This window comes from Comamonas trifloxystrobinivorans (assembly GCF_043359985.1).
Classification (GTDB): domain Bacteria; phylum Pseudomonadota; class Gammaproteobacteria; order Burkholderiales; family Burkholderiaceae_C; genus Comamonas; species Comamonas trifloxystrobinivorans.
Genome location: NZ_JBHZGV010000011.1, coordinates 212246 through 230384, shown reverse-complemented (window position 1 = coordinate 230384; position 18139 = coordinate 212246). Strand labels below are relative to the sequence as shown.

17 protein-coding genes are annotated in these 18139 nt (G+C 62.0%); 7 read left to right on the top strand and 10 right to left on the bottom strand.

The window, feature by feature from the left end; all coding sequences use genetic code 11:
* Positions 1-15 precede the first annotated feature (15 nt).
* The gene (locus tag ACFIQF_RS15400) at positions 16-222 is read left to right on the top strand and encodes a hypothetical protein (protein WP_393944154.1); all 207 of its coding nucleotides are present in this window, start codon (positions 16-18) and stop codon (positions 220-222) included.
* A 219-nt stretch (positions 223-441) separates the two neighbouring features.
* Here the strand turns inward: ACFIQF_RS15400 and dnaG are convergent, their stop codons facing one another.
* On the bottom strand, positions 442-2502 hold the full coding sequence (gene dnaG, locus ACFIQF_RS15395) for a DNA primase (RefSeq protein ID WP_393944152.1): 2061 nt from the start codon (positions 2500-2502) through the stop codon (positions 442-444).
* 240 nt (positions 2503-2742) lie between these two features.
* On the opposite strand from dnaG, the gene ACFIQF_RS15390 reads away from it, so the two are divergent.
* Positions 2743-3777, top strand: a complete 1035-nt coding sequence (locus ACFIQF_RS15390; RefSeq protein ID WP_393944150.1) for an acyltransferase family protein — start codon at positions 2743-2745, stop codon at positions 3775-3777.
* 249 nt (positions 3778-4026) lie between these two features.
* Positions 4027-5673: an acyl-CoA synthetase gene (locus tag ACFIQF_RS15385; RefSeq protein ID WP_393944148.1), complete on the top strand. Its 1647-nt coding sequence runs from the start codon at positions 4027-4029 to the stop codon at positions 5671-5673.
* 97 nt (positions 5674-5770) lie between these two features.
* Here the strand turns inward: ACFIQF_RS15385 and ACFIQF_RS15380 are convergent, their stop codons facing one another.
* The 4 genes from ACFIQF_RS15380 to ACFIQF_RS15365 form a co-directional block, all read right to left on the bottom strand.
* Entirely contained in the window at positions 5771-6586 is an 816-nt protein-coding gene (locus ACFIQF_RS15380; RefSeq protein WP_393944146.1) for a carbon-nitrogen hydrolase family protein, read from the bottom strand.
* Positions 6587-6612: 26 nt separating this feature from the next.
* Complete coding sequence (locus ACFIQF_RS15375) at positions 6613-7434, bottom strand: serine hydrolase (protein WP_393944144.1); 822 nt, start codon at positions 7432-7434, stop codon at positions 6613-6615.
* Positions 7435-7443: 9 nt separating this feature from the next.
* Positions 7444-8853 carry a gluconate:proton symporter gene (locus ACFIQF_RS15370; protein WP_393944143.1) on the bottom strand — a complete coding sequence of 470 codons (1410 nt, stop codon included), beginning with the start codon at positions 8851-8853 and terminating at the stop codon, positions 7444-7446.
* A gap of 76 nt (positions 8854-8929) precedes the next feature.
* On the bottom strand, positions 8930-10432 hold the full coding sequence (locus ACFIQF_RS15365; protein WP_393944142.1) for an N-acyl-D-amino-acid deacylase family protein: 1503 nt from the start codon (positions 10430-10432) through the stop codon (positions 8930-8932).
* Positions 10433-10515: 83 nt separating this feature from the next.
* On the opposite strand from ACFIQF_RS15365, the gene ACFIQF_RS15360 reads away from it, so the two are divergent.
* Positions 10516-11469, top strand: coding sequence for a LysR family transcriptional regulator (locus tag ACFIQF_RS15360; protein WP_393944140.1), 954 nt, complete (start codon positions 10516-10518; stop codon positions 11467-11469).
* A gap of 91 nt (positions 11470-11560) precedes the next feature.
* Positions 11561-12040, top strand: coding sequence for a cupin domain-containing protein (locus ACFIQF_RS15355; RefSeq protein ID WP_393944138.1), 480 nt, complete (start codon positions 11561-11563; stop codon positions 12038-12040).
* A gap of 12 nt (positions 12041-12052) precedes the next feature.
* Here ACFIQF_RS15355 and ACFIQF_RS15350 read toward each other — a convergent pair whose 3' ends face one another.
* From ACFIQF_RS15350 to ACFIQF_RS15340, 3 genes are all read right to left on the bottom strand, one after another.
* On the bottom strand, positions 12053-12535 hold the full coding sequence (locus tag ACFIQF_RS15350; RefSeq protein ID WP_393944136.1) for a MaoC family dehydratase: 483 nt from the start codon (positions 12533-12535) through the stop codon (positions 12053-12055).
* Between the two features lie 174 nt (positions 12536-12709).
* Positions 12710-12850, bottom strand: coding sequence for a hypothetical protein (locus tag ACFIQF_RS15345; protein WP_393944134.1), 141 nt, complete (start codon positions 12848-12850; stop codon positions 12710-12712).
* The gene (locus ACFIQF_RS15340) at positions 12847-14283 is read right to left on the bottom strand and encodes a glycosyltransferase family 2 protein (protein WP_393944132.1); all 1437 of its coding nucleotides are present in this window, start codon (positions 14281-14283) and stop codon (positions 12847-12849) included. The genes ACFIQF_RS15345 and ACFIQF_RS15340 overlap by 4 nt, the downstream gene beginning before the upstream one ends.
* An 83-nt stretch (positions 14284-14366) precedes the next feature.
* Here ACFIQF_RS15340 and ACFIQF_RS15335 point away from each other — a divergent pair, with 83 nt between their 5' ends.
* Together ACFIQF_RS15335 and ACFIQF_RS15330 are read left to right on the top strand one after the other, a co-directional pair.
* On the top strand, positions 14367-15335 hold the full coding sequence (locus tag ACFIQF_RS15335) for an ATP-grasp domain-containing protein (RefSeq protein ID WP_393944130.1): 969 nt from the start codon (positions 14367-14369) through the stop codon (positions 15333-15335).
* Positions 15323-15928, top strand: coding sequence for a histidine phosphatase family protein (locus ACFIQF_RS15330; RefSeq protein ID WP_393944129.1), 606 nt, complete (start codon positions 15323-15325; stop codon positions 15926-15928). The genes ACFIQF_RS15335 and ACFIQF_RS15330 overlap by 13 nt, the downstream gene beginning before the upstream one ends.
* Here the strand turns inward: ACFIQF_RS15330 and ACFIQF_RS15325 are convergent.
* Both ACFIQF_RS15325 and ACFIQF_RS15320 read right to left on the bottom strand, forming a co-directional pair.
* Positions 15906-16931 carry a PIG-L family deacetylase gene (locus ACFIQF_RS15325; protein ID WP_393944127.1) on the bottom strand — a complete coding sequence of 342 codons (1026 nt, stop codon included), beginning with the start codon at positions 16929-16931 and terminating at the stop codon, positions 15906-15908. The genes ACFIQF_RS15330 and ACFIQF_RS15325 overlap by 23 nt on opposite strands.
* A complete protein-coding gene (locus ACFIQF_RS15320) occupies positions 16922-18025 on the bottom strand; it encodes a hypothetical protein (protein ID WP_393944126.1) in 1104 nt (367 codons plus the stop codon). The genes ACFIQF_RS15325 and ACFIQF_RS15320 overlap by 10 nt, the downstream gene beginning before the upstream one ends.
* Positions 18026-18139 lie beyond the last annotated feature (114 nt).

The window sequence follows — 18139 nt, the reverse complement described above, 5'->3', positions numbered from 1 at the left end:
CTGGCTTTTACGGTTTTGCCTGCAGCAACCGGCTTCTTGGCGGCCGCGGTTTTTGCGGCGGCCTTGGTGGCGGTTGCAGCCTTGGCACTGGGTACCGCGCTGGTTTTGCTTGGCAACTTGACGGACTTCGCGGACTTTGTAGCTGGCATGGACACCCTCAGAGCAAAGAAAACACACAAAGAAAACTGGCAAGCGCCATTACCGGCGCATAAAAAACAATAGCGGCTGCCAGCAAAGCAGCACGACTATCCGAGGTACGGAGCCTCTGGGCAAGATGGTGGGGCGAACATTTGGAGTGCAGTCCTTGCGGTATGTTGGGCGCTTGCGCTGGTGGCAAATCGCGTAATTCTTTACGCGGGCCCGGCCCGGAGGTGCTGCTGTCGCTCTTGCCGATGCAACAAATATTATACCTTTTTCGCCAATGTCAAGGGCTTTTCGCAATTATTTGTTGAGTTGGCGCTTGAGCGCCCCGATGCGGTGGAAATTGCTCTGGAAAGTACGCAGCGCCTGCGGGTTGGACGATTGGCTCACCAGACTGCGGTTTTGCGCCTCCAACTGATCGAGCACGATGCGGCTGAGCGAATCGCGCAGCTCGGCACGGATCTCGTCGAGCGGGCCGTCGACTTGCGCGTGCTGGCCTTGCATCAGCTGGGTGGCAAATTCTTCGATGGCATGACCGCGCAACTGCTCGCGCAACACAGCCCAGGATTGCGCGCCATGCGTGAGAAATTGCTGCTCCACCCAGGCAAACAACATGCCGTATGGCGCTGACAGCTGCGCCAGTGTGGCAATGTCCTCGGGCGAGAAATTCTCCAGAAAAGCCATGTGCGACAGCAATAGGCGTGCGGCCTGGTCTTCGCGTGTCACTGCCACGCTGGGCATGGGCGGCTGGGGGGCTGGCCGGTCTTTCCAGTTGCCGCGACCATAAGGCTTGTTGCGCCCCCAGTTGCCGCGCTGACCGCTGCTACCGTGCCCGGCATTGCCGCCACCATAACCGCCGCTGTTGCCACCGCTGGGCTGGCCGGGGTAGCGCTCCATCACCGCTTCGCCGTCCCAGGGCGGCGCGTCTCCGTACTGGGCGGAAAAATCGGGTGCCGCATCCCACGCCGGGCCGGCGGCACTGTGGCCGCCTGGCGCTTGGCGAGCTGTGGCTTGGGCGCCGCCCCCGCTTTGGCGAGCCAGCTCTTGCGCGGTGGTTTTTTGCCAAAGCCCGTCCAGCTCCGCGGTCGGCAACTGGGCTTTGTCGGCCAGCTCGGCCAGCAGCTGGCGCTTGAGTGCGCCGTCTGGCAGCAAATTCCACAGCGGCCGGGCATTGCTGGACATGCGGGCGCGGCCTTCGGCCTGGCCCAGGTCGCAGCCTTCGCTGGCCGCCTCCAGCAAAAAGCGCGACAGCGGCGTGGCATCGTGTACATGGCGCGCAAAGGCGTCGGTGCCGTATTCGCGCACAAAGCTGTCCGGGTCGTGCTCGGAGGGCAGAAACAGAAATTTGATGCTGCGCGTATCGGTGGCGTAAGGCAGGGCGGCGTCCAGCGCCTTGCGGGCGGCCCGTCGGCCGGCGCCATCGCCGTCAAAGCTGAAAACCACGGTGTCGGTAAAGCGGAACAGCTTGTGCACATGGTCGGGCGTACAGGCGGTGCCCAGCGTGGCCACGGCATTGGGAAAACCCAGCTGCGCCAGCGCCACCACGTCCATATAACCTTCGGTCACCAGCGCATAGCCGTGCTCGCGCAGGGCGCTGCGGGCCTCGAACAGGCCATACAGCTCGCGCCCTTTGTGGAAAACCGGGGTTTCCGGCGAGTTCAGGTATTTGGGCTTTTCGTCGCCAAACACGCGGCCGCCAAAACCAATGCACTCGCCTTTGACATTGCGGATCGGGAACATCACCCGGTCGCGGAAGCGGTCGTAGCGCTTGGCCTCGGCACCGTTTTCGCCTTCGGACTCGATCACCAGGCCGCATTCGACCAGCTTGGCATCGTCATAAGCTGGGAAAACGCTGGCCAGGCTGCGCCAACCCTCGGGCGCATAGCCCAGGCCGAAGCGCTTGGCGGTTGCGCCCGAAACGCCACGGCCTTTGAGGTAGGCAATGGCTTTTTGTGATTGCGACAACTGCTTGCGGTAGGCATCGCCAGCTTTTTCCAGCATGTCGGTGAGCGAAGCCTGCTTCTCCCGCGCCTGCGCCGCACGCTCGCGCTGTTGGGGCGACAGATCATCTTCGGGCACCTGCAGGCCCACGCTCTGGGCCAGATCGGTCACCGCCTCGCGGAAACCCATGCCGCTGTGCTCCATCAAAAAGCCGATGGCATTGCCATTTTTGCCGCAGCCAAAGCAGTGGTAGAACTGCTTGGACGGGCTGACGCTGAACGAGGGCGACTTTTCCCCATGAAAAGGGCACAGCCCCATGAAGTTGGCGCCGCCTTTTTTCAGCTGCACATACTTGCCCACCACGTCGACCACATCGACGCGGGAGAGCAGCTCTTGGATGAATGACTGGGGAATGGACACGGGGGCTATTGTCGCGCAAGCGGAGGCGCTCCGCGTGCGTTACGGAATGCTCTGATGTGCAGGGAATCCCCCAAAAAACACTCCAAGCCCCAGCAAAGCGGCCTATCGCCCAGTGTGATCGTTCGGAAGGTCTGGGGGCGTTCGGAGATGCCCGGTGCCGATGCCACGTTTCCAGCGGGCTATGATTGGTAGCACATCAATTAGCGGTTTTTCCTGTTGGGGCGGGTATTGAGGGAAAGCATGGGTAACGAAAACCACAGCAAGTCACGCGATTTCCGAATCGACAACATGAAGGTTGCCTTGATGTGCCTGGTGGTGTTGGGGCATCTGCTGGAGTACCGGCTAGACAACAAGGGCCTGTATTTCCTCTATGTCCTTGTCTACCTGTTTCATATGCCGGCGTTCGCCTTCCTGGCCGGCTGCGTGACCCGCTACCACGGTGAATCAAGCTATTGGACCAAGACGGTAAGCGATGTGGTCATTCCCTACCTGTTGTTTAACACGGCATACAGCCTGGTGGGTTTCCATGCTGCAGGAAAGATGGGGACGATCCAATACGCCACGCCTTATTGGCTGATGTGGTTTTTGCTGGCCCTGTTGCTATGGCGTTTGGTGCTGCCGATATGGAGTCAGGTTCGCTGGGCTTTTCCTGTGGCCTTGTTGCTGGGCCTGGCAGCCGCATTCAGCAAAGAAGTTGGTTACTACCTGTCGCTCTCGCGAGCGCTGGCTTTCTTTCCGTTTTTCTTGCTGGGCAGTTTGCTGGCCAATCGCGACTTGTTTCCTCATGTGCCCAAAGCAGTGGTTGCCATCGTCTCCGTAGTCATTTTGCTGGTGACTGCGTATTACCTGCAAGGGATGAACAGGCTGGTCATCTACCGCAGTGTGGCGTTGATCAGTTTGGGCTTGGGTACGCTCCAAGCGGTCTTTGTGTACACGGCTTTGACCATTGCGGCACTGGCCGGTATAGCACTGCTGCAGCTTGTGCCGTCTCGAAACATCAGAGGCATCACCTCTTTGGCTGTGGGCATCATCGGTGCCTACTTGATCCATGGGATGTTGGTGCGTTTTGTATTGCCTTCGTTGCTGAGCAGGGCTGTTGTCCCCAGTGATTGGGTGTTTTTGGCTACCAGTACTGTCGTGGCGGCAGCTATCGTGGTGGTGTGCAGCCATTTGGCCATCAAGCTTCCCTATTTGTTCAACTTCCGCTGGTTGAGTGCTTGGCTTTTTGTTGGGTCTGCAGAAAGAAAACCGGGCAAGTCCAATCGCAGCGAGTAGCTTCGAACTCCGAATTTGTACCTCGTGCAATTTCGTTTGGGGAAATGGGCAGAGCGTGTCTTATGCGCATTTGAGGGCTCTCTTGTAGTTTGTGGGTAAGCACTAGCATTTGCACTTGTCCAAATGCAAGCAGGAAATGGCCAGCCCAGCTTGGCAGCCAGCCTTGATTCCGGCTTGCAGCCCTGGGATATTTGCAATTTTCACGTCAGCGATCTGTGGCAAAGTGGTTGCAAAGGAGACTGAAGACCCATGACGAGCATGTACGACACGCAGCTGGACCGCAACGATGCCAACCACGCCCCGCTGACGCCGCTGAGCTTTATCGAGCGCGCTGCCGAGGTATACCCGGAGCGCCTGGCCATCGTCCACGGTGATCTGCGCCAGAACTGGAGCCAAACCTATTCCCGCTGCCGCCAGCTGGCCAGCAGCTTGCAAAAGCACGGCATTGGCAAGAACGACACGGTGGCGGTGATGCTGCCCAACACGCCGCCCATGGTAGAGGCGCACTTTGGTGTGCCCATGGCGGGTGCCGTGCTGAATGCATTGAACACGCGCCTCGATCCGGAAACCGTGGCCTTCATGCTCGACCACGGCGAAGCCAAGGCGCTGATCGTAGACCCCGAATTTGCCGGTGTGGTGGCCCGTGCGCTGAAGCTACGCAAATCGACCACGCCGCTGCTGCTGATCGATGTGGAAGACGCCATCTACGGCGAAGCCAGCGAGCGCCTGGGCGAGCTGACTTACGAGCAACTGCTGGCGCAGGGCGACGCCAACTTTGTCTGGCAATTGCCCGGCGACGAATGGGATGCGATTGCGCTGAACTACACCAGCGGCACCACTGGCAACCCCAAGGGCGTGGTCTACCACCACCGTGGCGCGGCAGTGAACGCCATCAGCAACGTGCTGGAATGGGATATGCCGAAGTTCGCCGTTTATCTGTGGACGCTGCCCATGTTCCACTGCAACGGCTGGTGCTTCCCCTGGACGGTGGCTTTGCGCGCTGGCGTCAACGTTTGCCTGCGTCGGGTCGAGCCGCAAGGTATCTTCAGCGCCATCAAGAACCATGGCGTCACCCATTACTGCGGCGCGCCCATCGTGCACAGCTTGCTGGTCAACGCGCCGGCCGCCATGAAGGCAGGCGTGCCCGCTGGGGTCAAATGCATGGTGGCTGGCGCAGCGCCACCGGCATCGATGATCGAAGGCATGGAGCAGCTCGGTTTTGACCTGACCCACGTTTACGGCCTGACCGAAGTCTATGGCCCGGTGACGGTCTGCGCCAAGCAAGAGGGCTGGAGCGAGCTGGATGTGGGCGAGCGCGCGCGCCTCAATGCCCGCCAGGGTGTGCGCTACCACTTGGAGCGCGGCACCCGCGTGATCAACCCCGAAACCATGGAGCCTGTGCCAGAAGATGGCGAAACCATGGGCGAGATCATGGTGCGCGGCAACATCGCCATGAAGGGCTATCTGAAGAACCCGAGTGCCACGGAAGAAGCTTTCCGTGGCGGCTGGTTCCACACCGGCGACTTGGCGGTGCAGTACCCCGATGGCTATATCAAGATCAAGGACCGCAGCAAAGACATCATCATCTCGGGCGGCGAGAACATCTCGTCGATCGAGGTGGAAGATGTGCTCTACCGCCACCCCGCCGTACTGGCAGCTGCCGTGGTGGCCAAGCCCGATCCGAAGTGGGGCGAGACGCCATGCGCCTTTGTCGAGATCAAGCCGGGCGTGGAAGTGACGGCCGAAGACGTCGTCGCGCACTGCAAAAAACACCTGGCCGGCTTCAAGGTGCCGCGCGCCGTGGTGTTTGGCGAGCTGCCCAAAACCAGCACCGGCAAGATCCAGAAGTTCGAGCTGCGCAAACAGGCCGGCTCGGCTGAGGCGATTGATGTGTAAGTTGGATTGAGGCTGGGCGTGCCCGACACAGCCCGAGCCACAAAAAAGCGCCAAGTGCTGCAGAGCACTTGGCGCTTTTTCTATGGCCCCTGAAGGCTCAGACCGTGTAGATATCCGTACGGCGGTGCGACCAGGCGGGCAGTTTGTCGCGCAGTGCGGCAACGCGCTCCAGGCTGATGTCGGCGCAGATGTGGCCGGTGGTGTCGGGCATGCAGGCGATCACGGTGCCCCAGGGGTCGATCACCATGCTGCGCCCCAGGCAAGGCAGCGCCGGGCCCGGGCCGCCGATTTGCGCGGCGGCGATGACGTAGCACTGGTTCTCTACCGCCCTTGCGCGCAGCAACAGCTCCCAGTGGTCGCGCCCGGTGTGCACATTGAAGGCAGCGGGCACGACGATCACGTTGGCGCCTTGGGCTCGAAGACTGCGAAACAGCTCTGGAAAGCGGATGTCGTAGCAAATGCTCAGGCCCATGCGCATGCCCAGCACATCGACCAGGCTGAGCGCCTGGCCGTGTACAAAGTCGTCGGATTCCTTGTACGGCAGCTCGCCCACCACCGCGTCGTACAAATGCAGTTTGCGGTAGCTGGCAATCAATTGGCCTGCGGGCGAAAAAGTCAGCCCCGTGTTGCCCAGCTTGTTTTGCTCTGCCGCTTGCTCGTGGATGGAGCCTACGTGCAGGTACACGCCATGGCTGCTGGCGATGCGGGCCAGACGGGGCAGCAGTGCCCCATCGAGCGGCGAGGCGTGTTTTTTGATGGTGGCGGCGTCGCCCCGGATGTCGGTGTACTCCGGGCTGACGACAAACTGCGCACCGTCGCGGGCAGCAGCGGCTACGCCGCGTTCCAGGGCTTGGATGTTGGCTTCCCAATCGGTGCCGCTGTCCAGCTGCAACGCGGCTACGCGAATACTCATGCGTGTCTCCTCGGCCAATTTGGCGTTTACAAACAGGTTTGGCATACCAGCGCGCCAATCTCGGCGAGCAGCAGCTCGCCTTGGCCGCCATAGAGGCCACGGCTGGTGAGCGGGTCCTGAAAACCGGTAGCCATCACGGCCAGAATCAGCGAGCTGTCGCCGCGGCGGAAGATGCCGACGTCGTTGCGCAAGTTGGCCAACTGGCCCACCTTGTTGCAGGCTTGCACGCCTTCAGGCAGCACTGCCGCCAACAAGGCCTGGGGACGCTCGGTGGCCATCAGGCGCAGGGCATGGCTTTGCATGGCCGGGCTCAGGTGGCCGGCTTGCTGCAGCCAATGCATGAGCAAGCACAAATCGCGGGCGCTGCTGGTGTTGTCGCGGCCGGCTTTCTGGGCTTCGGTGTCCATCATCTTGCGGCGCAAGGCCGTGTGCTGCAGCCCGGCAGTCTGGATGAAGTGGTTGATGGCATCCAGGCCCAGCAGGTCGATCAGTTGGTTGGTGGCCGTGTTGTCGCTCACCACCATCATCAGCTGGCAAAGCTCTTGCAGACTGAGTTGCTGCACGCTGGGCAAGCCGAACAACACACCGGTTCCGCCCACGCGGTTGCCTGCCGTGATGCGGATGCTCTCGTCCAACTGGTGCCGGCCTGCATCCACTTGCTGCAGCGCGGCCAGCAGAATGGAAATCTTGATGGTGCTGGCCGATGGCTTGCTTTGCTCGGCCTGGATGCTGAGCAGCTCGTCGCCATTGGGCGCCAGCAGGCACAGCGAGAGACCGGCGCCGTCGGCGCTGAGTCGGCGCCGGGCCAGTGCGAGGATCTGGGTTTTCAAAGAAGGGGTGGGTTGCATGGCTCTACCTTACACAAGCACGTAGAACACCGCCGACAGCACCAGGATGTTCAGAATCATCACCGCCCAGCCGTTGTAGAGCATGTACTTGAGCTGGTTCGAGCGCGCCAGGCCCATTTGGCCAAACATGTCGGAAGTGGGGAAGGGGCCGAACCAGTCGATCTGCGAGCTGCCCAGAATCACCGCCGTCGTGGCTGCCGGGCCCACGCCGGCTGCTGCCAGCAAGGGGCCAAAAATCTTGGCAGTGAAAGTCATCTGCGCCACGGCCGCACCGGGGATATGGCCGATCACGTTGAACAGCAAAATGATGACGCACAGCGCCGCGCCGCTGACGCCCACCAGATAGGGCTGCACGCTGTCCAGCAAGGCGTGGTAGGCGTTGAGCTTGTCCACCAGCACCAACACCGGATTGAACAGCCAGAACAGGAAGAAGATCCAGATCAGCTTGCCAGCACCGGCATACATGGCTTGCAGAATGTCCTTGGCGCGCATGCCGCCGGCCAGGCCGGTGACTGCGGCCAGCGACACCATCACCACAATCGCAAAAGCAAAACCTGCCTTGGCCATCACGCCCACGACGGCCAGGCTGACGATGGTGATGCAAAAGCCCCAGGCGGCACGCACGGCCGATGCGGCCGGCTTTTTCTCCATGTCGAAAGCGGCTTGGCCCAGGCTGGCTTCTTCGTACTGGAAATCCGCCTCGCTCATCTTCTGGATGCGGCCAGCCATGAACCAGCCCGCCAGCAAGGTGGCGGCCGCCATGGGCAGGCCAGCCACCATCAGGTATTCGCCATAGCTCAGGCCGGTGAGGCCGGTCACGGTCACCACGTTAGGCGTGAAAGGGCCCAACACCAGGCCGGCAGAGCCTGCGGTTTGAAAGAGGGCTGCCACGGTGGGGCGCGAGAGGCGTACGGCAGCCGCAATCGGTATCACCACGGCTGCAATGATGGCGTTGCCGCCGGCCAAGGTGCCCAGTGCGCCGCAAATCAGCACCGAGGTCACCATGATGCCCAGGCGCACGCGCAGCTGGTTGGACAGGCCGATCTTTTTGACGATGGCCCGCACCAGCTGCTCGGCCGCGCCGGTGCGTGAGGCAACTTCGCCCACGCCCGCGCCCAGCACGATGATCAGGCCCACGACTGCAATGAACGAGCCCAGCGATTCGGCCAGCAGCTTGCCCATGCCGATGGGGGTAGTTCCCGTCATGATGGCGCCCAGCACAATTGCGCCAATGGTGGACAGCACAATGTCGACGCCAAGCAAAGCGATGACGGCAAACACCACCACGGGCGTCAGCCCCCAGAGGCTGGTCTGGCCGGGAATGGTGAAGTGGGTGGTGATGGCAATCGCCAACCCGATCAGAAATACGGCGATGGCCGCAAGGCGTTTGCCTGAGGTTGCCTCAGCGGTGGCAGTCATTGGTTGTTTCTCCTTGTGATCTCTCGAAAGCCCGTTGCGCTGCCCATGGCAGGCACCGAGCGCGTGGTTTTTTGCTTCAGCTGGTGCTGCCGGGTTGGCGGCGCAGCACCTGGCCCGGGCGAGTGGGCGCAGCAGGCGCTGGGAAGACCACTTGCCCGTTGACGGCTACCAGCTCTATGCCTTCGGAGGGCAGGGTCGGTTCGTCCCAGGTGGCGCGGTCGATGACCGTGTCCGGGTCGAACACCACCAGATCGGCCCAATAGCCAAGCTGGATCTGGCCGCGCTCGGCCAGGCCGTAGACCGAGGCTGGCAGGTTGGTGATCTTGCGCACCGCTTGCTCCACGCTCATCAGCTGCGCTTCGCGCACGTAGCGCCCCAGAATGCGGGTGAAGGTGCCCCACAGGCGCGGGTGCGGGTTGCTGTCATTAGGCAGCCCGTCTGAGCCCACCATGCAGCAGGGGTGTTGGAAAACCCGCTGCACTTCCTGCTCGTCCATGGCGAAGTAGATGGCACCGGCGGGCAGCAAGCGTTGCGCGGCCTCTTGCTTGTCGCAACCCCATTGCGCGGCCACGTCGGCCAGGTACATGCCATTGCATTCGGGGTGGGGCGTGCTCCAGGTGATCTTGATGTCCTGGATCAGGTGCGCGCGCTCGGGGATCAGAATCGTGGAGCTGCCGGAGTAGGGGTAGATGTCCATGGCCACCTGAGCGCCCTGGGCCCGCGTGGCGTCGATGTTGGCGATGGTGCGTGTGCTCTTGCCCCAGTTGGCGTTCATCATGCATTTGTGGTGCGAGATGACCATGGCACAACCCGTCTTGCGGCTCACGCTCAGCACTTCTTCCACCGCTTCTTCCACCTGGTCGCCTTCGTTGCGGATGTGGCTGGTGTGCAAGGCTTCAAACTCTTTGGCCACGCGGGCCAGGGCTTGCAGCTCGGCCTGCTCGGCGTAGCAGCCGGGCTCATACGCCAGGCCGGTGCTGAAGCCAACTGCGCCAGCCGCCAGCGATTGTCGCAGCAAAGCCTGCATGGCTTGCAGCTCTTGCTCTGTGGGATCGGCCTTCGGGTCTGGCATGACGGCCAGGCGCAGGTTTGCGTGGCCCACCAGCGCGGCCACGTTGATCAGTGGCTGCAGCGATTCGAGCGTGGCGAGATAGCGCGCCATATCGGCGTACAAGGGAATGTCGCCCAGCAAGGCCAGCGAAGCTGCCGTGTTGTTGGCCAGCGGTGCGGGCGATGCGCTGACGCCGCAGTTGCCCACCACCACGGTGGTCACGCCTTGGCTGGTTTTCCAGGGCAGGCCGGGCTTTTGGATGAACATCAGATCGTCGTGGCCGTGCACGTCGATAAAGCCTGGTGCAACCAGTTTGCCGCTGGCATCCACGGTTTGGCGGGCGGACCGCTGGCCCAGATCGCCGATGGCCACGATGCGGCCGCCCAATACGCCAATATCGGCCCGGTAGCGTTCGTGGCCGCTGCCATCGACTACCAAGCCGCCAAAAATCTTCAAGTCCAGGACGTCGTTTGCGTCCAGAGCCGCATGTGCTCCAGAAGGCGCGGTTGCAGCGTTGGGGTTTGCCATGTTCACACTCATGGGAGGCGATTATCAAAGCAGGCGATTCATTACAATAATTTTTTAAACTAATCGATCAATCTCATTTTGAAATGAATAGACTGCCCAAGCACATCACCCTCAAGCACCTGAATGCTTTTGCCATGGTGGCGCAGGAGAGCAGCTTCACGCAGGCCGCAGCGCGCCTGTTCCAGACCCAGTCTTCGGTGACCACGCTGGTGAATCAGTTGGAGACGGCCTTGGGCTCGCGCCTGCTCGAGCGCACCAGCCGCAGTGTGGTGCTCACGCCGATTGGGCGGGATCTGTTGCCTCGGGTGATGCGCTTGCTGACCGATTTTGATGGCGTGCTGGAAGATGTGATGCGCTACGGCGGCCAGGCTTTTGGCAAGGTGCGGGTTTCGGCGGCGCCATCGGCCATCACCGAGTTGGTGGCACCTGCGGCCAGTGAATTTGCTCGGCGCTACCCTGCGGTGCGCCTGTATTTGCGCGACGACAATTCCGGCCGGATTCAGCGCCAGGTGTTGGCCAGCGAGGTGGACTTTGGCATCACCAGCCGCTGGGCGGATACGCGCGGCCTGCAGTTCGAGCCCTTGGTGGACGATTGCTTTGGTGTGCTCTACCACCTGGACGATCCGCTGGTGCAGCCGGACGCCAACGGCGTGGTCGATTGGCAAAGCCTGGCCGCTTGCAAATCGGTCGGCGTGGTCGATGAAACCGGTATTCTCGCCTTGCTCCAGGCTCGCTCTGATTTACCGGCGAATGCTTCCACGCCGTTTTACGAGGCATCCAGCACCACCTCGCAGGCTGCGCTGGTGGCGCAGGGCCTGGGCGTGGCGTACATGCCGGCGTTGGCTGCGCAGCGTGTGCTGGAGCCACGTTTGCGCTTTTCTTTGCTCAAATCGCCTCAGGTGTTGCGCTCCATCTGCACGGTCAAACGCAGCGATGTGCCGATGACCGATATCGCCAAGGAGTTTGAAGCTTTGGTGCGCGCTACCACCGCAGCTTTGGTGCTGCCTGCTGGCTGCCAGCCACGCACATCGGCCTGAAACTGCGGCGCGGGTTTGCCGCAATGGCGGGCGCCGGTGGCTCTGCCTAGAGTGGGTGCTCAGACAAACCACCGACTCCGGAGACCCCCGTATGCGTTCATTCTTTGCTGCCTCTGTTCTCGCCACCCAGCCTGCCAATCGGAAACTGGCCTGGCTGGGGGCTTCTTTGGTTTTGCTTGCTGGCGCTTGGCTGGTGGCTGCGCCAGCGCATGCCGAGGTGTATGCCAAGGAGAGCATGCTCAAGCAGCAAAAGGAAAAGGCCGGCGGTGGCCAGGGCGTGTTGCTGGGCGAATACGCTTTTACCCGCGACAAGGCCAAGAAGGACGAAGCCATCAAGGAGATCAGCTGGCTGACGCTGAAACCCGGTGATTCGATTGGCTACCACCCGCACACCACCAATGAGGACACCTACATCATCGTCTCGGGCACCGGTGTTTTCAAAGACAAGGATGGCAAGGACGTGCCCGTCAAAGCCGGTGATGTGACGATTGTTCGCAAGGGCGAATCGCACGGTTTGACGGCCACCGGCACCGAGCCGTTGGTGTTTATCGACGTGATCGCCGAGCAATAAGCACTGGCTCCTTCAGCGCTGCGCTGGTGCTGCGGCGGCAGTGCCGCGTTTGAAGGCGAGCACCTTGCTGGTGAGCTTTTGCAGCGGCTCGCCGCGCTGGTTGCGGGTGATGCTTTCGATCTTCACCATGGCGCGATCGGGCTTGGAGCGCGAGGGCGTGATCTCCAAGATGGTGCTGGTGACCTGCAGTACATCGCCGGGCCGGGTGGGTTGCGACCAGCTGACTTCTGCGCCTGCGCCAATAATGCCTTGGGCCATGGGCAGGCTTTGCACAATCAGGCGCATGGTGATGCCCACGGTATGCCAGCCGCTGGCCGCCAGGCCGCCAAAGGGGCTGTGTTGCGCGGCCTCGTCATCCAGATGGAAAGGCTGGGGATCGTACTGCGAGGCAAAGCCGATGATTTGCTCGGCATCCAAGGCGTGGCTGGCGCTGACGAATTGGTCACCCACGGCCAAGTCTTCGAGGTAGAGTTTGGCGGTGCTGGTAGGGGGCATGGTTCGCTCCTGAGGGCCGGGCGGGTGTCCGGCTGTCTTGAACAGTTGGCGAATTGATCTTACTGGCCGTGCCGGGCGCAGCCTCGTCGCCAGCGTGTCAGCCCTGCTTGGCTACTGCTTTTGAGGCCGGCGCCGCCTCGCGCGCGCCTGCAGGTCCGGGTCTGCTGTGCCCTTTCAACGGTTGAGCAGCCAGGCAATCCCGATGGCGGCCAATACCAGTGTCACCAGCACCAGCAACTCGGCCCAGGCCAGGCGCCGTTCATTGCGGGTGTCTTCGGCCTGCAGCTTGGCAAATTGGGAGTTGAGATCGTTCATTCCAGAATTCTGCCTTTGCCGGATTTTTCAGTTTTGTCCCAGCGCCGGTCCAGGCCTTTCCATTCGGCCACATAGGCGGCACAGGCCACCGCGCCGTTGAGCGCGCCGTAGCCGATAAGAATGACCATCAGGTTGCGCAGCCAGGAGGGCAGGCCCAGCTTCTCGGCCCGGTAAAGCGCCCAGATGAACAGCATGTTGAGGCTGCTCCAGGTGTAGGCGAGGTACTTCACGCTCTCGGGGATCAGGGACAGGCTGCTGTCTATCACCTGGATGGCCGAGGCCAGCATGAAGTACAGGCTGATGAGCCCGGGGTAGATCAGCCCTTCGAACCACGAGCGCTTGCCGGTGTTGGGGTCGATCAAGATGGCAAACCAGGTGATAAAGCTGAACACCAGGGCACTGAGCATCCAGAAATGTTTGAAAACCGTGCTCGCCAAGCCCGGGTTGGCAAAGTGCAGTCCCAGCAGCCCCAGAGATGAGCCAATGGCCAGCAAAGGTACGGCCACCGTCGCAAACCATACGGTGCCAAACCACAGGCCGCCCAAGCGCTGGTGCACGCTGGGGCGAAACCACAATTTGCGGTAGAGCTTGGTGAGTTGCAGGTTGCCGCGGGCCCAGCGCAAGCGCTGTTTCCAAAGCGATTCCAGGCTTCCCGGCTCCTCGGCCCAGACCACGGCATTGCCATCGAACAAGGCCTTGTAGCCGTTGAGCTGCGTTCTGAGCGTGGTGTCGGTATCTTCTGCGAGCGATGAAGTCTTGATACGCCCGCCCATGGCCACCAGGTTTTTCCGGGTGTGCAGTTGCGCGCCGCCTGCCATGCACAGCAGCGCACCGGTGATGTTTTGCGAACGCCGGGCGGCCGCTTGCGCCGCAACGTATTCAAACGCGATGAAGCGGGCGAGCATGTTGCCGGGGCGGCTGCCTTCCTTGATGTAGGCGGTGACTGCGCCCACCTCGGGGTCTGCCAGGTGGCGCGTCATGCGCATCAGAGCAGGGGGCGGAAAGAGCACGTCTGCATCCATGATGACGACGGCCTCCATCCAGCTGTCTTCCAGCACTTTCTCCAGCCCGTAGTTGAGCGTGTGGGCCTTGCCTTGCCCGCCATTTTTGCGCCGAAGGTGGAAGACGCGGCCTGGATACTTGGCTTGTGCCTGTTGCAGGATCTGGGGCGTGTCGTCGGTGCTGGCGTCGTCGACCACGACCACCCGCACCCGGTCAGGCGGGTAGTTGAGCTGCATCAAACATTGGATGGTTGCCTGGATGCTCGGGCCCTCGTTCCAGGCCGGCACGATGAAGGCCACGCGGGGCGTGCAGTTGCCGCAATGCGAGTAGGGCGCGCGCAGGCCATGCAGGCCCACCAGCAGGAATTGCCCGCAGGAGACCAGCATGGGGATGGTGCCGCCAAACACCAGCACCATCAGCAGCCATTCCATACATTGCCTTGCCAGATCCATTTTGTTTGTTCGTCAGCTATGAAGCACAATGAGGGCAGACCATCCACCCAGCTATTTTGATCATGAAAATATTAATCACCGGGGCCGGTGGCCCTTCTGCCATCAGTGTTTGGAAAAGCCTGGGCGCCGAGCACCAGATTTTCATGGCAGACATGGATGCTTGCGCAAGCGGGTTATTCCTTGTGCCCGCAGCACAGCGCTTGATCGTGCCACGTGGCGACGCGCCCGGCTTTGCCAGCCATGTGCTGGAGCAGTGCCAGCGCTTGGGAATCGAGCTGCTGATTTCCACGGTGGACGCCGAGCTGGTGCCGCTGGCCCGCCTGAGCCAGGAGTTTGCCGCGCAAGGTATTGCGCTGCCGCTCTCGCCGCTGCCAGCGCTGGAGCGCTGTGCCGACAAGCTGGCGCTGCTCAGTGCTGCCCAAGCGGCTGGGCTGGCGACAGTACCGTACTTTGAGGCCTTGACCGCGGCATCGAGCCGCGAGGCTTTTCCTGTGTTTGCCAAACCTCGCCGCGGCGCAGGCGGGCGGGGTGTGCAGCTGGTGCACAACCGCGAAGAGCTGGACGCACTGCCGCAAGACGGCTCGTACTTGCTGCAAGAATGGCTGCCGGGCAACGAGTACTCGGTCGATGTGTATTTGCGCGCCGACGGCACCGGCATTGCTGCGGTTCCCCGGCTGCGCATGCGCATCGATTCCGGCATTGCCATGGCCGCGCGCACGCAGCATTTGCCAGCGCTCAGCCAGGCAGCCATCGAGATGGCGCAAGCCATTGGCGTGCGGTATGTGGCCAATGTGCAGTTCCGCGAAGACGCGCAAGGCCAGCCCAAGTTGCTGGAGATCAACCCCCGCTTCCCGGGCACGCTGCCGCTGACGGATGCCGCCGGCATCAACCTGCCAGCCTTGCTGGTGGCCGAGGTGCAGGGGCAGAAAATGCCCGATGCGCTGTTGCCTTTCCAAGAAGTCATGACGGTTCGGTATCTGGTGGAACAAGTGGTCGATATAGCAGAGTGGCAGGCGCTATGCCCGAAATGACGCTGTGGCTGGCGCGCCATGGCCAAAGCACGGTCAATGCTGGCGCGCAATCGGACATGGACGCGCCGCTTACCGAGCTGGGTTGGCAACAAGCGCGCGATTTGGCGGTCACCGTGGACAGACAGCCCGATCTGGTCATTACCTCGCCCTTGCTGCGCGCGCGCCAAACCGCCGCGCCTTTGTTGCAGCGCTGGCCCGACACGCCGCAGGAAACCTGGCCGATTCAGGAGTTCGTCTACCTCAGCCCCGCGCGTTGCGCCGGCTCCACCGTTCAAACCCGCCGCCCCTGGGTGGCCCAATACTGGGAGAGCGCAGACCCGGCTTATGCTGACGGCACCGACGCCGAGTCTTTTGCCGCTTTTATCGCGCGGGTGCAGGCGTTTGAGCAGCGGCTGCGCCAGCTTGCGCCCGGGTTTGTGCTGGTGGTCGGTCATGGTCAGTTTCTGCGGGCCTTTCAAATGGTGCTGACCCAGGGGCTTGATGACAGCGCCGGGTCCATGCGTCAGTTTCGCGCGCAAGAGGTGGCCCAGCCCGTGCGCAATACGGAAGTGCTGGACCTGAGCGCGGCTTTCAGGCTTCGAGCTGGCGGATGACTTCCAGCGGCTCCACCAAAGCGTAGTTGGCATGGCGGCCCCAATAGCGGGCCGTGGCCTCGATAAAGTCGCCTTCCAGGCCCGCGTGGCGTACCACCTGGCTGCGGTAGGCTTCGATCATTTGCACCTTGGTGGCTATCTGCTCCGAGATGTCGACAAACAGGCTGGGGCGAAAATCGATGGTCGTGGACGGCGATTGGTAGCAGTAGACGTTGGGGGGCTGCCGGGTTGCCACCATCGTGGCCAGGTGCACGTTGCGGTGGTCCTGGTGGGTGTCGTGCCGGGAATGGGTGTAGACATGGGTTGGCCCCACCTCGCGCACGGCTTGCTCGATCAGGTCGATGGTCTTGCTGCCGTCGGTGATCCCTGAATCGGGCAAGTCGCAGACCTTGAGCTTGGCGCCCAGCAGGCGCGAGGCGTTCCAGGCTTCTTTCAGGCGCAGGTTCACGTCGCCACCCTTGCCACCCTGGCTCAGGGTCAGTACCACCACTTCGTGGCCCAGGGCACGCTTTTTGAGCAAGGTGCCGCCGCAGCCAATCTCTACATCATCGGGGTGCGCGCCAATGGCGAGGATGACTTGCTTTTGCGGCGGCTTGTGCTTGCGCTTGGCCTGGGCCAGCGCGCTCACCTGATCGAAAAACTCCTTGCGCGAATAGGGCCGGCCCAGCACGCCGTTGACGCGCTGCTGCAATGCCACCCGCATCAGCTCCGGGCTGAACTGGCGGGCAATGGCCAGTACCGGCAGGTTGCTGCTGCCCGCAAGGGGGGCACTTGCTGTGGTTTGCGCCGCTGCCAGGTCTTCGAGGTTGACCACGACCAGATCCCACTGGTTGGCGGGCAGCAAACGGCGCGCCTCGTCAACCGATGCGCATTGCGTCAGCCGCATGTCCGCCCGCTCGGTGAACCAGCCAAAAATCAGGCGTGCGTGCACCTCGTCACTGTCAACCAGCAGAATGCTGAATGGTGTCTGCGACGAAGCAGCCGGTTTGTTCCCTAGTTCCAATACTTGCGCCACCCTAGTTCCACCTGCGTTTCATGGTTGAGAGAAAGTCGCCGAAGCGTTGCCAAAATCGCGTCTTGCCGCCCGACGGGGAAGACCGTGCGGGCATAGACGTCGGTTGCGCTGGGCGAGGTGCCATGGCTGGCGCCCACCACCCAGAGCATGTGCCCCGGCCCGTGGCGAATGGCTTCTACGGCCACGGCATTGCGGTTGGTGTCGAACTCTTTGTTGTGCTCGGAGTAGACACGTGTGGCCACTTCCCAGCCGTTGCCCAAGGCATAGCTCAGGCCCACAATGCGCAGCTGCGAGCGCCAGCCAGTGCCAAAGCTTTGGCGGATGCCGGCGGACACGCGCAAACTGGTCGTCAGCTGGTAGTTGCCTTCGATGCCCAGGCGCTGCTGCGTTGACAGGCCGCTGCGATCCACGTGCTCCGCCTCCACCCGAACGCCGTAGCGCTGGGGAATCTGCCAGCCATAACCGAGGGCCACCGCCGTGGAAGGCCGCAAACGCGTGCTCGTAAGCTGATCGAGCAAGCCTATATCTGCGCTGTTGCGGCGCAAGGCCACATCTACCGTTTGCCGAGAGTCCAGTGCAGCCACCAGATTGGCGCTGGCGCCCCAGAGATGGCCGTAGCGGTTGTTGAGCCAGCTGCCTCGGACATCCAACTGGTAGGGAAAGGTTTGCGCTGCGTGCTGCAGGCCGGTTTGCGCTTCGGCGTTGTCCGGGCTCATGGCCAGAGCTTGTTGAAAACCCGTTTGCGCCTCGCGCACCTGGTTGTTGGCCAGTGCGAGCCAGGCCATGCCGTTGGTGGCATCGACGTCCGAAGCGTTGTTGGCCAACAGTTGCGCGTAAATGGCGCGGGCATCCGACAGGCGGTTTTCCGCCCTGGCGACCCGGGCCAGGCCCAGCAGAGCCCCTCGCTTTTCCTCCGCTTGCGCGAGCTCTGCCACTTCGGCGTAGCCTTGGCGCGCAGCCGCCCACTCGCCCTTTTGCTCCAGGGCGACGGCACGCTCCAGGGCCGGTGCGTAGGAAGGTGCAGCGAAGGCAGTCGCTGAGACAGCGAGTGCCGAAGCTGCAAAGAGGAATCGAATGTGCATGGATGGCGTAGCTCGTATTTGAATTGAAATTTGTTATATTTGTTACAAAATTGATAGTTTAAACATTTATTGATGCAGGCGGGTGTAAGGAACTGCAGGCATTGATCTAGGTCA

Coding starts and splice junctions, on each gene's coding strand:
- ACFIQF_RS15380 (WP_393944146.1), bottom strand. CDS start 6,586: ATGAGTATTCGCGTAGCCGCGTTGCAGCTGGACAGCGGCACCGATTGG.
- ACFIQF_RS15365 (WP_393944142.1), bottom strand. CDS start 10,432: ATGGCAAACCCCAACGCTGCAACCGCGCCTTCTGGAGCACATGCGGCT.
- ACFIQF_RS15390 (WP_393944150.1), top strand. CDS start 2,743: ATGGGTAACGAAAACCACAGCAAGTCACGCGATTTCCGAATCGACAAC.
- ACFIQF_RS15350 (WP_393944136.1), bottom strand. CDS start 12,535: ATGCCCCCTACCAGCACCGCCAAACTCTACCTCGAAGACTTGGCCGTG.
- ACFIQF_RS15345 (WP_393944134.1), bottom strand. CDS start 12,850: ATGAACGATCTCAACTCCCAATTTGCCAAGCTGCAGGCCGAAGACACC.
- ACFIQF_RS15355 (WP_393944138.1), top strand. CDS start 11,561: ATGCGTTCATTCTTTGCTGCCTCTGTTCTCGCCACCCAGCCTGCCAAT.
- ACFIQF_RS15375 (WP_393944144.1), bottom strand. CDS start 7,434: ATGCAACCCACCCCTTCTTTGAAAACCCAGATCCTCGCACTGGCCCGG.
- ACFIQF_RS15340 (WP_393944132.1), bottom strand. CDS start 14,283: ATGGAATGGCTGCTGATGGTGCTGGTGTTTGGCGGCACCATCCCCATG.
- ACFIQF_RS15385 (WP_393944148.1), top strand. CDS start 4,027: ATGACGAGCATGTACGACACGCAGCTGGACCGCAACGATGCCAACCAC.
- ACFIQF_RS15360 (WP_393944140.1), top strand. CDS start 10,516: ATGAATAGACTGCCCAAGCACATCACCCTCAAGCACCTGAATGCTTTT.
- ACFIQF_RS15370 (WP_393944143.1), bottom strand. CDS start 8,853: ATGACTGCCACCGCTGAGGCAACCTCAGGCAAACGCCTTGCGGCCATC.
- ACFIQF_RS15320 (WP_393944126.1), bottom strand. CDS start 18,025: ATGCACATTCGATTCCTCTTTGCAGCTTCGGCACTCGCTGTCTCAGCG.
- ACFIQF_RS15330 (WP_393944129.1), top strand. CDS start 15,323: ATGCCCGAAATGACGCTGTGGCTGGCGCGCCATGGCCAAAGCACGGTC.
- ACFIQF_RS15335 (WP_393944130.1), top strand. CDS start 14,367: ATGAAAATATTAATCACCGGGGCCGGTGGCCCTTCTGCCATCAGTGTT.